A 15,368-nucleotide genomic window follows, 5' to 3' on the forward strand; every position below is an offset into this window, starting at 1 on the left:
TATATAAAGAACTAAAGATTATTTAGCAATCGTCAATTCGTCGATAATATTTTTAGCTCCAGCGTATTTGTCGATAATCCAAAGGACATAACGAATATCAACGTTGATAGTTCTTTGTAATTTAGAATCAAAAATAACGTCTCCAGCCATTGCTTCGATATTACCGTCAAAAGCAATTCCAATTAATTCTCCTTTTCCGTTAAGAACTGGCGAACCTGAGTTTCCTCCAGTAATATCGTTATCAGTTAAGAAGTTTACTGGCATGTAACCTGCTTTATCAGCATATTGTCCGAAATCTTTTTTCTTGTTCAATTCTAATAAACGAGCTGGCAAATCAAATTCCTGATCTCCTGCTTTGTATTTTTTAACCATACTTTCCATTGTCGTATAGTTATTGATTTTAGCATCATTACGAGGATCTGCAGGTAAAGCGCGAACTTTTCCGTAAGTCAATCTCAAAGTAGAGTTTGCATCTGGATATTTAATTGCATTCAATTTAGATTCTCTTAAACCTTCAACCAATTTACGGTAAGCGGCAGCAAAACCATCATCAGCTTTTGCTTGGTCGTCTGTTTTAGCACGATATTTTGTCAATAAATCGTTAGAAATAATATACAAAGGATCGTGTACAATTGCTAATGGTTTCGGATCAGCTAAGAATGCTAATACTTTTTCTTTAGTTGTAAAATAACTAACTTCAGTTGCTTTTGCTACATCAGCAGTAAAATCACCATTGTTAGCTGTTTTCATTTTTGCAATTTCTGGAGCAAGTCCATATTCAGCAGCTTTAGAAGCATATAAATTCAACTGAGCTGTTAAAATATCTTTTTCTAATGGAGCGTAAAACTCACCATAAATATTCTCAACCATTGCGTTGATTTTAGGAAGCATTTCTGCTTTCTTAGCATCATTTTCTTTATAGTAAGCAATTAATGCATTTCCTAAATTAGCAGGTCCAGTTGCATAACTAGAAGTACGTAAAAGTTGCGTCAAATAATTATCATGACGTGCTTTTAAGTTTGTTTCTCTGTAATAATCGTTGATAGTCGGAATTACGTTTTCGTATTTCTCTTTGTTTGCCGGTTTAGTAGCCCACTCGTAGAATTTATCTTCTTGTTCTGTTTTGGCATCAACCGTTCCTGCTTTTGTTAAAGCATCGATCATACCTTGACGGTTTTTCCAGTAATTTGCAGTCGAAGCATATTTAGAAGCGTACTGTAAACGAACAGTCGCATCTTTATCCATATACTTTTTCATTACATCCATTCCTGTTTTTGCACCTTCAACCCATGCAGGGTAAGCGTATTTAATGTTTTGCTCAATTCCTCCAGCTGGCATCCAACGGTTTGTTCTTCCTGGATAACCTAAGATCATTGCAAAATCATTTTCTTTTACTCCTTTTAAACTTACAGGTAAATGGTGTTTTGGCTGTAATGGCACATTGTCTTTAGAATATGCTGCCGGATTTCCATCTTTATCTGCATAAACTCTAAACATAGAGAAATCTCCAGTTTGACGAGGCCATTCCCAGTTATCTGTATCTCCACCAAATTTACCAACACTTTCAGGAGGAGTTCCAACTAAACGTACGTCTGTGTAATCTTGGTAAACAAAATAGTAATATTCATTTCCTTGAAAGAAAGGACGAACAGAAACAGTGTATTTTCCATTTTCGCTGTTTTCTTTTTCGATCAAAGCGATTTCTTGCTGAATGATTTTGTTTCTTTCAGTTTCTGTCATTTGATCGTTTACTTTAGATAAGATTCTTTTAGAAACATCATCCATGCGAACGAAGAAACGAACAAATAAAGATTTAGGCTTTAATTCTTCAGAACGACTTTTTGCCCAAAAACCATTTTTCAAATGATTTTGTTCTGCAGTCGAAAGTTCTGCAATCGCGCTATATCCACAGTGGTGATTTGTAAGAACCAATCCGCTGTTTGAAACAATTTCTGCAGTACAACCTCCATTGAACTGTACAATTGCATCTTTTAAGCTATGATGATTGATACTGTAAATTTCTTCGGCTGTCAATTGCAAGCCCATTTTTTCCATATCTCTATGGTTCAATCTTTCGATAAACATCAAAAACCACATTCCTTCATCAGCTCTCATTGGGAAAGCCATAAGGCACATGGTCAAGAATAAAATTACTTTTTTCATGTTATTTTGTTTAAGTGATGCGAATATAAGTCATTTTAGCAATTATCTCAACCTAAGCAATCTTAAAATTAAAAATGGCATTAGATTTTTAGCAGTTTATTACGAATTTAACATTATAAAACAAAAAAGGTGTTCTTAAAATAGAACACCTTTTTAATATCTAAGTAAGCTTTACTATTCGTTAAGCATTTTCCAAAGCCTGTCTTTCAAATCTGTCAAACCTTGCTGTGCAACAGAAGATATAAACATGTATGGAACACCTTTGAAAGAAACATCTAATTCTGCTTTCAGCTCGGCTTTCAATTCATCATCAAGCATATCGCATTTTGAAATCACGACAAGACGTTCTTTGTCCAGCATTTCAGGATTGTATTTCGTCAATTCGTTAACCAAAATATCGTACTCTCCTTTTATGTCCGCTGTATCAACTGGTATTAAAAACAACAAAGTCGAATTACGTTCAATGTGACGCAAGAAATAATGCCCTAAACCTTTTCCTTCTGCAGCACCTTCAATAATTCCAGGGATATCGGCAATTACAAAAGATTGAAAATCTCTGTAAGCGACAATTCCTAAATTTGGTTTTAAAGTTGTAAATGGGTAATCTGCGATTTTTGGTTTTGCCGAAGTTAATACAGACAATAAAGTAGATTTTCCAGCATTTGGAAAACCAACCAAACCAACATCAGCCAAAACTTTAAGTTCTAAAATAACATCCATTTCTACACCAAGCAAACCTGGCTGTGCGTAACGAGGCGTTTGATTTGTCGAACTTCTAAAATGCCAGTTTCCTAAACCTCCCTTTCCTCCTCTTGCCAGAATTTGTTTTTCTCCGTGCTCTGTAATTTCAAAAAGTGTTTCTCCAGTTTCCTTGTCTTTTACAACAGTTCCTAATGGCACTTCAATAATTTTATCTTCTCCATCTGCACCAGTACTGCGATCGCCTCCACCATCTCCACCGTGTCCAGCTTTAATGTGACGCGCAAACTTTAAATGAAATAATGTCCAAAGCCCTTTATTTCCAACTAAATAAACATGACCTCCACGGCCTCCATCTCCACCATCGGGGCCTCCTTTTTCAATAAATTTCTCTCTATGTAAATGCGTAGAACCTTTCCCTCCTTTTCCGGAAGAAACATATATCTTAACGTAATCTACAAAATTTCCTTCTGTCATTTTCTTTGTTTATGTAAAGTTTCATGTTTCATATTTCATGTTCCAAGTTGCGTAATGCAATAACCTGAAACTTGAAACCTGAAACTTGAAACAAATTTTCTCTCTACTCTTTTAAAGCTTTTACCAAAACTTTATCAATCTTAACGCCGTCCATGTCGATAACTTCTAGGACGAATTTCTGCCAAACTAATTTTTCTCCTTCTTTTGGAATATGAGAAAGTTCAGTCATAATCATTCCGCTTACAGTGTTTACTTCGTAATCGTTTGTTAATTCATCTAACTCGAAATAAGTTAAGAAATCGTGTAACGAATAATGTCCGTCAACCAACCAAGAACCATCTTCTCTCTCTATTAGCTGAAATTCATCTTTATAAAATTCTGCAGCATCACCAACTAAAGCTTCCAAAATATCATTAAGAGTAATCATTCCCTGAAAAACTCCATATTCATCTGAAACTAAAGCATAGTGGACACCCGTTTTTTTGAAATTCTCTAAAGCTTTATATGCCGTTGTTTGCTCCATTAAATAGGGTGCGTCAGACATGATTGCCGCTAAATCAAAATTATCGCTTTCGATGTTAGCAAAAATATTTTTAAGTGTTACGACTCCAACAATATCATCGTAATTATCATTGTAAACAGGATAAACCGCATGCAAATCCTGAACTACTAATTCTTTGATTTTTTCTTTATCTGCTTTTAATGGCAACATATCTACCGACTTGCGGTGCGTCATTAAAGAATTTACTTTTCTATCTCCGATATGAAAAACACGCTCCACAATATCTTGCTCAATTTCCTGAACCTCTCCTACTTCGGTTCCTTCTTTGATAATAGCTTTAATTTCTTCTTCCGTCACTTTTCCGTCGGCAGTTGGTTTTATCTGAAGAACATTCAGTAAAAAATCTGTTGAAGAAGTTAACAACCAAATAAATGGTGCCGTAATAATCGAAATCACTTTCATTGGCATTGCAACCATTTTAGCAATAGCTTCTGGATAATTTAATCCAATTCGTTTTGGAAGTAATTCTCCCAAAACCAATGAGAAAAAAGTCAAAACTACAACTACAATCCCAACAGCAATTGAATGTGCGTAAGGTTTAAAAACTGCAATTCCTGCAACAAAAAGCTCAACATCTGCTGTGATTTTGTCACCAGAATAAATACCAGTCAAAATTCCGATTAAGGTAATTCCGATTTGTACTGTCGATAAAAACTTATTTGGGGAATTGGCTAAATCGAGCGCTGTTTTAGCACTTTTGTTGCCTTTTTTCGCTGCTGTTTCGAGCCTGTTTTTACGGGCCGAAATCAAGGCGATTTCAGACATGGAGAAAACTCCGTTTAATAGAATTAGAAAAAATATTATTAGTATTTCCAATTGATAGGGGATTCGTTATAAAATGGTCTCGTTAAATGTAATTTGTAATCTTAAATATTAATGGCTGTTAATTAAAAAACTAATTTTTCTAACCCAAAAACTTTGATTGTCAAAAACATTTGAAAAGCCCGTTTTAGAGTTAGAAAAATAGTTTTTTTTGCATCCCGATAATTATCAGGTTGTAACGTACAGCTTAAAAAGCTTCTACAAATTATCTATAACTGACGTTAAGCGCTCTGTAATTTGTTCAATAGTTCCGATACCGTCTACGGCATGAAATTTATTTTGTTCTTTATAATATCCAATAAGCGGAGCTGTTTTCTCATTGTATTCCTGATATCTTACACGAATTTTTTCTTCGTCCTGATCGTCAGCTCTTCCGCTTGTTTTTCCTCTTTCAAGTAAACGTGCAACCAAAATCTCATCATCAGCTTCTAAAGCGATTGTTGCTGTTACGCTTGATCCAATTGTTGGCAAAAATTTATCTAAAGCTTCAGCCTGATTGATTGTTCTTGGATAACCGTCGAATAAAAATCCTGCTGTATCTGGGTGTTTTTTTACCTCATCAATTAACATTGCAGTTGTTACTTCGCAAGGAACCAATTCTCCATTGTCCATAAAAACTCTTGCTTTTTTTCCTAGTTCAGTATCATTTTTTAAATTGAAACGAAAAATATCTCCTGTTGAAAGGTGTGTTAAATTGTATTTTTCTTTTAAAAATTCTGCCTGAGTTCCTTTTCCTGCACCAGGCTTTCCAAATAAAACGATGTTAATCATAATTATGAGTGTTGTTACTTCTTATTTTTTCAGAAGTCTTTAAATGAATATATAGTTGTGTTTTGTTATTCTGCTAATTTGTAAATTTCGGTTAAGTTTCTTCCTAAACCATCATAGTCTAACCCGTAACCAACAATAAATTTGTTCGGAATTCTAATTCCGATATAATCTATTTTTATATCTTTTTTATAAGCTTCTGGTTTAAAAAACAATGTCGCAATTTTAAAATGTTTTACATTCTGCGCTTTAAACAAGTGCTTTAATTCTTCGATTGTGTTTCCGGTATCAATAATATCTTCGATGATAATTACCGTTCTTCCAGACAAATCTTGGTTAATTCCAATTAGTTCCTTAACGGCATTGGTTGTTTCAGTTCCTTCATACGATGCCATTTTGATAAACGAAACCTCGCATGGTTTTTTATATTTTTTCAGAAAATCTGACACCACCATAAAAGCACCATTCAAAACTCCAATAAAAATTGGTGTATCATCTCCAAAATCATCTTCTACCTGAGCAACTATTTTAGTTAAAGCAAAATCAATTTCTTTAGCCGAAATAAACGGAACAAATTGTTTATCGTGAAGTTGTATCATTATTTTTCTTTTTAAAATAATGGACAAAGATACAGAATTACAACTTAACTGCTTCTATCAAAATAAACTGTATCGAGATATTTTTTGTGAATGTTAAATATCAGTTAATGTTTACAAATCATTTTTTGACACTAGAGGAATTTTAAGTAAATTGTTGTGATATAATTATTTAACTCCAAAAAACCAATGAAAAAATCCTTAACCCTATTTTCTATACCACTATTAGCCTTAATGACTGCCTGTAACGGACAAGTTAAAAAAGAAGAAAAAGAAGCCCTTGCCAAACAGCCTGCAAATGTTGTAAAAACTGCCATCGGAGATATTACGCTTCCTCCACCCTACGCAACCGAATCTAAAACCAAAAATAGCAAAGTAATTGGCTGGCCAGAAGGCAAAACGCCAAAAGCGCCTGAAGGTTTTACAGTAACTAAATTTGCTGACGGTTTTCAGAATCCGCGTTGGAGTTATATAGGTCCAAACAATGATATTTTTGTGGTTGAAAGTGGCACCAGAACAAGCAAAAACCAAATTATAGTTTTGCGTGACAATGATAAAGACGGAAAGTATGAAACTCGCGAAGTTTTTATTTCTGGTTTAAACAGGCCTTTAGGAATGTTAATCCTAAAAGACTTTTTTTATATTGCCAATACTGACGGACTTTACCGTTATCCTTATAAAAATGCACCATTAAAATTAGAAACTCAAGGAACTAAAATTGTTGAACTTCCTGCTGGCGGATACAACAATCACTGGACAAGAAGTTTGCTTGCTAATCCCGAAGGAACAAAAATTTATATTGGTGTTGGTTCTGGAAGCAATGTTGGAGAAAATGGAATGGATAAAGAAGTTCGCCGTGCAGCAATTTTAGAAATTAACCCTGATGGAACCGGCGAAAAAATCTACGCTGACGGACTTAGAAATCCAATGGGAATGGATTGGAATCCAGCCAACAAAAAAGAACTTTGGACAGCGGTAAATGAAAGAGATGAACTTGGAGATGATTTAGTTCCAGATTATATTACGAGTGTAAAAAGAGGCGGTTTCTACGGATGGCCTTACTCCTATTTTGGAAGTATTCCTGATCCAAGATGGAAAGGGAAAGGTGAACGAAAAGATTTGATAAAAAAAGCTATTGTTCCCGATGTTCCTGTTGGCGCTCATACTGCTTCTTTAGGATTGGCATTTTACACGAAAGATGCTTTTCCTGCAAAATACAGAAATGGCGCTTTCGTAGGTCAGCATGGTTCTTGGAATCGATCTAAAATTTCGGGTTATAAAGTGTTATTTGTTCCTTTTAAAGATGGAAAACCTTCAGGAAAACCAGAAGATTTTTTAACTGGTTTTATTTCTGATGAAGATAAAGCCGAAGTCTACGGACGTCCAGTTGCTGTAACGGTTATGAATGACGGATCGCTTTTGGTAAATGATGACAGCGGAAATACCATTTGGAAGGTTACAGCAAAGAAATAAAGTCCAATTCCGTAAATTATCGGAACAAATTATAAAAAGAAAATTTTAAACACATAGAGACATAGATTTTTGTTTAAAAAGATGTTATTAAGAAAATTAGTTTTCGCACATAGTTACTATGTGCTTTTGACAAGTAAAACGCCTTTTTTGCCTCAATCAATGCTATGTTTCTATGTGTTAAAAATAAAAACGCACTTTTAACTCCGCTCATTTATGCCTTTTCAAAAATGTTTTCTTTTTCTTTTGATTCTTTTTATTTCTAAAAATATTTCAGCACAAGAAAATATTGATTCTACCAAAACTCAAAAACTAAACGAAGTTTTAATAAGTCCACTTCATATTAATCGAGATTTGCAGAACAGCCCCACTTCAATTGGTATTTTATCTGAAAAAGAATTACTTCGAAATAATACAACTGACATCAGCAATGTAATCAATACGATTCCGGGTGTTTTTATGCAATCGTCAAACATTACTACAACCCGAATTTCGATTCGCGGAATTGGTGCTAGAACTCCATACGGAACCAATAAAATCAGAGCTTTTTATGGAAGAATTCCATTGACTTCTGGGAATAGTGAAACCGTAATTGACGATATTGATCTTCAAAATATCGATCAAGTTGAAGTTATAAAAGGACCGCTTTCGAGTATTTACGGCGCAGGTTTAGGCGGTGCGATTTTGATCTCGCCAGAAACATTTAATAACGGAAATTATCAAACTGAAGTAAGTTCTGTTTTCGGCTCTTTTGGATTATTGAAAAACAGAGTTGGTTTTAATTTGAATGAAAAAAATGCTTCTTTAAATCTGAGTTATCACAATTTAAAAACAAATGGCTGGCGTGAAAATAGCGACTACAATCGTGAAGGAATTACGCTTGGTGGAGAATTATTCAGAAAGAAAAACAGCAAACTGACCTATTTCTCCAATTATACTTATTTGAAAGCTTATATTCCGAGTTCAATCAACAAAACCACTTTCGAAAATAATCCACAAGCGGGTGCACCAACTTGGGTGGCTTCAAAAGGATTTAAAGAATACAAATCGACTTTGGGCGGATTGGCTTATGATTTTAAAATTAATGATCATTTAAATAATTCAACTTCAATTTTCATCAATTATAAAGACAGCAACGAACCACGACCTTTTGATATTTTGCGCCAATATACTTTTGCTTCGGGCGTGAGAACACAGTTTTCTGGAGATTTCAATATTGGAAAAATCAAAAATCAATTTATTACTGGACTGGAATATTTCAGAGATAATTATAGCGGAAATACTTTTCAAAATCTCTATCTGCAAAATAATGGAAATGGAAGTTTGCAAGGCGATCAACTTACGGCAACCAATCAGAAAAGGCGTTTTTACAACATTTTTTCGCAAATCAGAACTTTACTTTCGGAACATTTTGAACTTCAGGCAGGTTTAAATTATAATAAGACCAAATTTGAACTTCAGAATGATTTTTCCCCTTCCGCAAATAATCCAGTGGAGCATTATAGTTATGATGGCATTTTTTCGCCTCAACTTTCATTTTTATTTAAGCCAAATGAAATTCAGACTTTTTACTTCTCTGTAAGCCGAGGATTTTCTCTTCCTGCAACTGAAGAGACTTTAACAAGCACGGGAAATATCAATTCAGACATTAAACCAGAAACAGGTTATAATTTTGAATTGGGCGGAAAATTGCATTTTTTCAACAAAAAATTGTACGCCCAAATTGCCATTTACCGAATGGAAATTAAAGATTTATTAGTTGCCAAGAGAATTGGCGATGATCAATACGAAGGCGTAAATGCTGGGAAAACCTTTCATGAAGGAATCGAAATTTCGTTAAATCACAATTGTCCGATAAATCGGATTTTCAATTTAAACTCTTATGTCGGCGCTTCCATCGGGAATTATGAATTCAAAGAATTTGTCGACAACGGAAATGATTATTCAGGAAACAAACTAACTGGAGTTCCTGCCAATACTGCAAGTACTGGTTTTAATTTGAATACCAATTCAGGTTTTTATTTTTCAGCCGATTTTCAATTCACAGATAAAATTCCGATGAATGATTCAAATACCAATTTTTCAGATTCTTATTCTTTACTAAATTTAAAAACAGGTTATCAATTTGAAATTTTGTCTGGATTAAAAGCGCATCTCGATGCAGGAATTAATAATGTTACAAACGAAAAATACGCTTCCATGATTTTGACCAATGCAACCGGAGTTGGAAATGCACAACCACGATTCTATTATCCAGGATTGCCTATAAACTATTACGGAATTATCTCATTAAATTACTTATTTTAGCATTGTACTAAATACAAAAAACAATGCCATCTGAATTGCAAAAAAAATTGGATTATGTTAATGCTTATAGAGAAAATCGTCTAAAAGCAGCGCAGGATGTTTTAGAAAACCCATCGCTTTTTAGTGAATTGGTTTCGATTTGCTTTTCACCAGAAGATAAAAACAATCATAAAGCCTGCTGGATTTTAGAATTTGTTTCGTACGAAGAATTGCTTTGGCTACAACCACATCTTGATTTTTTCTGTTCGAATTTGAAAATTTTAAAAGACGAAAGTTCCATGCGTCCGATTGCAAAAGTGACACAACTTTTAGTAAAATCGCATTATAAGAAAAACGAAAACGGAATTCAGCTTTCTGAAGAAAATCTTCAAGATTGTATTGAAGCCTCTTTTGATTGGCTGATTAATGACACCAAAGTCGCCACAAAAGCCTACTCTATTCGCACTTTATATATACTAGGAAATTACTACGACTGGATTCATCCCGAGTTAAAAGTCATAATCGACAAAGATTTCGGAGATCATTCCGCAGCCTACAAAGCCGTTGCCAAAGAAGTTTTGAAGAAAATAAAGTAGTTTTTTTTTAGCCACAGATTAAAAGAATTAAAAAAGATTTTCCATTTCTGTCTTTTTGCCACGAATTACACGAATTCGCACTAATTTTTAAAGTTAGATTGAAAAAAAAATAATTTGTGAAAATTTGTGTAATTCGTGGCAGACAAAAAAAATCCTTTCTAATCCTTTTAATCTGTGGCAGAAAAAACTAAATTTTGGCTAAAAAAAGATTAAAAAGTATCTTTGCAAAAACACAACACAAAATGAATTATTTTTCTTCTGATTTTAAATTAGGAATATTAGGTGGCGGACAATTAGGCAAAATGCTTTTGTTCGACACCAGAAAATTTGACATACAAACTTACGTTCTAGATCCAAGCGACGAAGCGCCGAGTAAAATTGCCTGCAACAAATTCTTTCAAGGCGATTTAATGGACTATGAAACGGTTTATAATTTCGGAAAACAAGTCGATGTTCTAACTTTTGAAATCGAATTGGTAAACCTTGAAGCTTTAACACAATTAGAAAACGAAGGTTTAAAAATATATCCATCTCCAAAAACCTTAAAAGGAATTCAGAATAAAGGCGTTCAAAAAGAATTTTACGCTAAAAACAATATCCCAACCGCACCATTCGAAAGATTTGAAAATTTAGAAAGTCTAAAATCTAAAATCAACGATCTAAAATTACCTTTTGTATGGAAATGTACCGAATTTGGTTATGATGGAAATGGTGTGAAAATAGTTCGCGAAGTTTCAGATTTAGATAATCTTCCAAATGTAGAATGCATTGCCGAAACTATGGTTCCGTTCAAAAACGAATTGGCGGTAATTGTGGTTAGAAATCCATCAAGAGAGATGAAAACCTATCCGGTTGTCGAAATGGAATTTCATCCAGAAGCAAACCAAGTTGAATATGTAATTTGTCCAGCAAGAATCGATGATAAAGTTGCTGAAAAAGCCAGAGCGATTGCTTTACAAGTTTCAGAGAACTTTAACCACGTTGGTCTTTTGGCTGTTGAAATGTTCCAAACTCAGGACGACGAAATTTTAGTAAACGAAGTTGCTCCTCGCCCACACAATTCTGGTCATTATTCTATTGAAGCAAGTTATACTTCACAATTCGAAAATCACTTACGTGCGATTTTAGATCTTCCGTTAGGAAACACAGATAGCAAAGTTGCCGGAATTATGGTAAATTTAGTGGGTGCAGAAGGTCATTCTGGAAATGTTATTTATGAAAACATCGAAACCATTTTAGGATGGGATGGCGTTACGCCACATATCTACGGTAAAAAACAAACGCGTCCTTTCAGAAAAATGGGTCACGTGACAATCGTAAATGAAAATATGGCTGAGGCGAGAAGAATTGCACAGGAAGTGAAAAACACTATTAAAGTGATTAGTGGTCAGTAATTTTTAGTGGTCAGTTTACAGTTTAAAACTATAATATTTTTTAAGTATCAGGAATAACTTGAAACCTGAAACTTAAAATTTGAAACAAATAAAAAACATGAGCAAAGTAGCTATTATAATGGGAAGCATCTCCGACATGCCAGTTATGCAAGATGCAATCGACATATTAAAACAATTTAATGTAGAAGTTGAAGTAGATATCGTTTCGGCACACAGAACGCCAGAAAAATTATTCGATTTCAGTAAAAATGCGCATACTCGCGGGATTTCGGTAATTATTGCTGGAGCGGGCGGTGCGGCGCATTTACCTGGAATGGTAGCTTCAATGTCACCGCTTCCTGTAATTGGAGTTCCTGTAAAATCAAGCAATTCGATTGATGGCTGGGATTCTGTTTTATCGATTCTCCAAATGCCGGGCGGAGTTCCTGTTGCAACTGTAGCTTTGAACGGAGCAAAAAATGCCGGAATTTTAGCAGCACAAATCATCGGAAGCCACGATAAAAAAGTTTTAGACACTATTATTTCTTATAAAGAAGAATTAAAAGCTGCAGTTAATAAAGCGGCTGAAAGTCTTAATAAATAAATTTAGTAATCAGTGGTCAGTTTTTTAGTGTTCACTAGTTGTCTTTATGAGAACTGAATACTAAAAAACTGACCACTGACTACTTTTAAAAAACGCTATTATGAGCATCTTAACACAATATTTCAATACCAGACATAACACAGCACCTTTTTCGCAGATAAAAATCGAAGATTACGTTCCTGCTTTCAATGAAGGAATTGCTTTGGCTAAGGCCGAAATAGATGCAATAGTAAACAATTCAGATGCACCGACTTTTGAAAACACCATTGTCGCGATGGATTTTTCCGGTGATATTTTAGATCGTCTTTCTAGTATTTTCTTCAATTTAAATTCGGCTGAAACGAATGACGAAATGCAGAAAATTGCTCAGGAAGTTTCGCCTTTACTTTCAGAATTTGGAAATGACATTCGCTTAAATGCCGATTTATTTGCGAAAGTAAAAGCGGTTTACGATCAAAAAGAAAGTTTAGGTTTAAATCCTGAACAAACAACTTTATTAGATAAAAAATACAAAAGCTTCTCGAGAAACGGAGCCAATTTGCCAGAAGATAAGAAAAACCAATTAAGAGAAATCGACAAAGAATTATCGAAATTGAGTTTACAATTTGGCGAAAATGTTTTGGCTGAAACCAACAACTTCGAATTACATTTAACTGATGAAAAAGATTTATCAGGTTTGCCAGAAGGAACAATCGAAGCAGCTAGATTATTAGCAAAAAATCAGGAAAAAGAAGGCTGGATTTTCACTTTAGATTATCCAAGTTACGTTCCGTTTTTGACTTATGCTGACAATCGCGAATTGCGTAAAAAAATGGCAATTGCGTTTGGAGCAAAAGCATTTCAAAATAACGAATTCAACAATGAAGAAAACGTTCTGAAAATTGCGAAACTTCGTCATGAAAGAGCCAATTTATTAGGTTACAAAACGCACGCACATTTTGTTCTGGAAGAAAGAATGGCCGAAAGTCCAGAGAAAGTTTTTTCTTTCCTGAATGATTTATTAGCAAAAGCAAAACCAGCAGCTCAAAAAGAATTTGCTGAATTAACTGCTTTCGCGAAAGAACTAGACGGAATTGAGCAATTAGAAAAATGGGACGGAGCGTATTATTCTGAAAAATTAAAACAACAGCTTTTTAATTTAGATGATGAAAAGCTTAAACCATATTTTCAATTAGAAAAAGTTTTAGACGGCGCGTTTACAGTTGCCAAAAAATTATACGGCTTAACTTTTACAGAGGTTTTTGACATTGATAAATACCACGAAGAAGTTACCACTTATGAAGTAAAAGATGCAAACAACAATTTAGTTTCAATTTTCTATGCTGATTTCTTCCCAAGAAAAGGAAAAAGAAACGGCGCTTGGATGACTTCATTCAAATCACAATATGTAAAAGATGGCGTAAACGAAAGACCACATATTTCCAACGTTTGTAATTTTACAAAACCAACCGAAACAAAACCTTCATTATTAACTTTTAATGAAGTCACAACTTTATTCCACGAATTCGGGCACGGATTACACGGAATGTTGGCTGACACGGTTTATCCAAGTTTATCAGGAACTTCTGTTTACTGGGATTTTGTAGAATTACCAAGTCAGATTATGGAAAACTGGTGTTACGAGCCAGAAGCTTTGGCTTTATTTGCGAATCATTATGAAACGGGAGAAATCATTCCGATTGAGTATGTTCAAAAAATTAAAGAAAGTGCAAGTTTTCAGGAAGGTTTGGCAACTTTACGCCAATTAAGTTTTGGGTTATTAGATATGGCTTGGCATGGACAAGATCCAAATAATATCACTGACTTAAAAGCTTTCGAAACAGAACAATTCGCCAACACACAATTGTATCCAGACGTAAAAGAAAACGCGATGAGTACCGCTTTTTCACATATTTTTCAAGGTGGATATTCTTCTGGATATTACAGCTACAAATGGGCAGAAGTTTTAGATGCGGATGCTTTCGAATATTTCCATGAGAACGGAATTTTCAATGAAGAAATCGCTAAAAAATTCAAAGACAATGTACTTTCAAAAGGAGGAACAGAACACCCAATGATTTTATACAAACGCTTTAGAGGCCAAGAACCGAAACCAGAAGCTTTATTGAAAAGAGCTGGATTGTTATAAAGCTTCTAAGATACTAAGTCTCTTAGAGAATTAAATTTTAAAACCGAAGTAGAAATACTTCGGTTTTTTATTTGATTTTACTTTAACTACCTTCGTATTTTTAAATCTTATCTTACAAATACAAGCCATGAAAAAATATTTTAAAATAGTGCTTTATCTTTCAATTATCGGATTGATTGCCATTGTTTCGGTAAACTATTATGTTAAATCTTCGACTAAAAAGAACATTTATTATTCCATAAAAAAATTTCCAAAAAATGATGTCGGAATTATTTTTGGCGCAGGAATTAATGGAAATCAGCCAAGCAAATATTTAAAAGATCGTTTAGATGCAGGAATTATGCTTTGGAAAGCAAAACGTATCAATAAAATTCTGCTTTCTGGAGATAATGGTCGTGACGAATATGATGAATTGACAGTAATGAAAAATTATTGTTACAATCATGGCGTTGACACCACAAAAATTTTTATTGATTATGCAGGATTTGATACGTATTCAACAATGTATCGCGCCAAACATATTTTTAAGATTAAAAAAGCAACTTTAATTTCACAAGAATATCATTTAAATCGCGCCATTTATATTGGAAATAAATTGGGCATAAAATCAGCTGGATATTCTGCTAATAAAGGAGAATATCTTGGATATAATTATGTTCGTTTTAGAGAATATCTTTCGACTTTCAAATCCTTTTTTGATGTTTTGCGAAATCGTGAACCTCATTTTCTAGGCGGAGAAATTAATATTAATGGAGAATCTAATTATTCTAAAGAAGATAAACGATAAAAACAAAAACCCTGCAAAAAAATCTGCAGGGTTTTTA

At 34.0% G+C, this 15,368-nt stretch carries 12 protein-coding genes; 7 read left to right on the forward strand and 5 right to left on the reverse strand.

Translation table 11 applies throughout. From position 1 onward, the window contains the following. Positions 1-18: 18 nt before the first annotated feature. The 5 genes from OZP10_RS06255 to hpt all read right to left on the reverse strand — a co-directional run bounded on the left by OZP10_RS06255 (position 19) and on the right by hpt (position 6,090). Positions 19-2,163: a S46 family peptidase gene (locus tag OZP10_RS06255; protein ID WP_281633941.1), complete on the reverse strand. Its 2,145-nt coding sequence runs from the start codon at positions 2,161-2,163 to the stop codon at positions 19-21. A gap of 174 nt (positions 2,164-2,337) precedes the next feature. Further along, complete coding sequence (gene obgE / locus OZP10_RS06260; protein WP_281633942.1) at positions 2,338-3,339, reverse strand: GTPase ObgE; 1,002 nt, start codon at positions 3,337-3,339, stop codon at positions 2,338-2,340. A gap of 103 nt (positions 3,340-3,442) precedes the next feature. Then, positions 3,443-4,666, reverse strand: coding sequence for a hemolysin family protein (locus OZP10_RS06265; protein WP_281633943.1), 1,224 nt, complete (start codon positions 4,664-4,666; stop codon positions 3,443-3,445). A 255-nt stretch (positions 4,667-4,921) separates the two neighbouring features. Continuing rightward, positions 4,922-5,494 (reverse strand): adenylate kinase, encoded by a 573-nt coding sequence (locus OZP10_RS06270; RefSeq protein WP_057114947.1) that lies wholly within the window; start codon positions 5,492-5,494, stop codon positions 4,922-4,924. Between the two features lie 65 nt (positions 5,495-5,559). Next, positions 5,560-6,090, reverse strand: a complete 531-nt coding sequence (gene hpt / locus OZP10_RS06275; protein ID WP_111379706.1) for a hypoxanthine phosphoribosyltransferase — start codon at positions 6,088-6,090, stop codon at positions 5,560-5,562. A 186-nt stretch (positions 6,091-6,276) separates the two neighbouring features. Here hpt and OZP10_RS06280 point away from each other — a divergent pair, with 186 nt between their 5' ends. From OZP10_RS06280 to OZP10_RS06310, 7 genes are all read left to right on the forward strand, one after another. After that, positions 6,277-7,560: a PQQ-dependent sugar dehydrogenase gene (locus OZP10_RS06280; protein WP_281633944.1), complete on the forward strand. Its 1,284-nt coding sequence runs from the start codon at positions 6,277-6,279 to the stop codon at positions 7,558-7,560. Between the two features lie 213 nt (positions 7,561-7,773). Then, on the forward strand, positions 7,774-9,864 hold the full coding sequence (locus OZP10_RS06285) for a TonB-dependent receptor (RefSeq protein WP_281633945.1): 2,091 nt from the start codon (positions 7,774-7,776) through the stop codon (positions 9,862-9,864). 23 nt (positions 9,865-9,887) lie between these two features. Then, positions 9,888-10,439, forward strand: coding sequence for a HEAT-like fold family protein (locus tag OZP10_RS06290; protein WP_281633946.1), 552 nt, complete (start codon positions 9,888-9,890; stop codon positions 10,437-10,439). A gap of 242 nt (positions 10,440-10,681) precedes the next feature. Next, on the forward strand, positions 10,682-11,833 hold the full coding sequence (locus OZP10_RS06295; RefSeq protein WP_281633947.1) for a 5-(carboxyamino)imidazole ribonucleotide synthase: 1,152 nt from the start codon (positions 10,682-10,684) through the stop codon (positions 11,831-11,833). A gap of 97 nt (positions 11,834-11,930) precedes the next feature. Further along, positions 11,931-12,416, forward strand: a complete 486-nt coding sequence (gene purE / locus OZP10_RS06300) for a 5-(carboxyamino)imidazole ribonucleotide mutase (RefSeq protein WP_129747982.1) — start codon at positions 11,931-11,933, stop codon at positions 12,414-12,416. A gap of 100 nt (positions 12,417-12,516) precedes the next feature. Further along, positions 12,517-14,544 carry a M3 family metallopeptidase gene (locus OZP10_RS06305; RefSeq protein ID WP_281633948.1) on the forward strand — a complete coding sequence of 676 codons (2,028 nt, stop codon included), beginning with the start codon at positions 12,517-12,519 and terminating at the stop codon, positions 14,542-14,544. A 127-nt stretch (positions 14,545-14,671) separates the two neighbouring features. After that, positions 14,672-15,331: a SanA/YdcF family protein gene (locus OZP10_RS06310; protein ID WP_281633949.1), complete on the forward strand. Its 660-nt coding sequence runs from the start codon at positions 14,672-14,674 to the stop codon at positions 15,329-15,331. The last annotated feature ends 37 nt before the right edge of the window (positions 15,332-15,368 follow it).

It is taken from the genome of Flavobacterium luteolum (genome assembly GCF_027111275.1).
In the GTDB taxonomy this organism is placed as follows: Bacteria; Bacteroidota; Bacteroidia; order Flavobacteriales; family Flavobacteriaceae; genus Flavobacterium; species Flavobacterium luteolum.

Coding starts and splice junctions, on each gene's coding strand:
- OZP10_RS06255 (WP_281633941.1), bottom strand. CDS start 2,163: ATGAAAAAAGTAATTTTATTCTTGACCATGTGCCTTATGGCTTTCCCA.
- obgE (WP_281633942.1), bottom strand. CDS start 3,339: ATGACAGAAGGAAATTTTGTAGATTACGTTAAGATATATGTTTCTTCC.
- OZP10_RS06265 (WP_281633943.1), bottom strand. CDS start 4,666: ATGTCTGAAATCGCCTTGATTTCGGCCCGTAAAAACAGGCTCGAAACA.
- OZP10_RS06270 (WP_057114947.1), bottom strand. CDS start 5,494: ATGATTAACATCGTTTTATTTGGAAAGCCTGGTGCAGGAAAAGGAACT.
- hpt (WP_111379706.1), bottom strand. CDS start 6,090: ATGATACAACTTCACGATAAACAATTTGTTCCGTTTATTTCGGCTAAA.
- OZP10_RS06280 (WP_281633944.1), top strand. CDS start 6,277: ATGAAAAAATCCTTAACCCTATTTTCTATACCACTATTAGCCTTAATG.
- OZP10_RS06285 (WP_281633945.1), top strand. CDS start 7,774: ATGCCTTTTCAAAAATGTTTTCTTTTTCTTTTGATTCTTTTTATTTCT.
- OZP10_RS06290 (WP_281633946.1), top strand. CDS start 9,888: ATGCCATCTGAATTGCAAAAAAAATTGGATTATGTTAATGCTTATAGA.
- OZP10_RS06295 (WP_281633947.1), top strand. CDS start 10,682: ATGAATTATTTTTCTTCTGATTTTAAATTAGGAATATTAGGTGGCGGA.
- purE (WP_129747982.1), top strand. CDS start 11,931: ATGAGCAAAGTAGCTATTATAATGGGAAGCATCTCCGACATGCCAGTT.
- OZP10_RS06305 (WP_281633948.1), top strand. CDS start 12,517: ATGAGCATCTTAACACAATATTTCAATACCAGACATAACACAGCACCT.
- OZP10_RS06310 (WP_281633949.1), top strand. CDS start 14,672: ATGAAAAAATATTTTAAAATAGTGCTTTATCTTTCAATTATCGGATTG.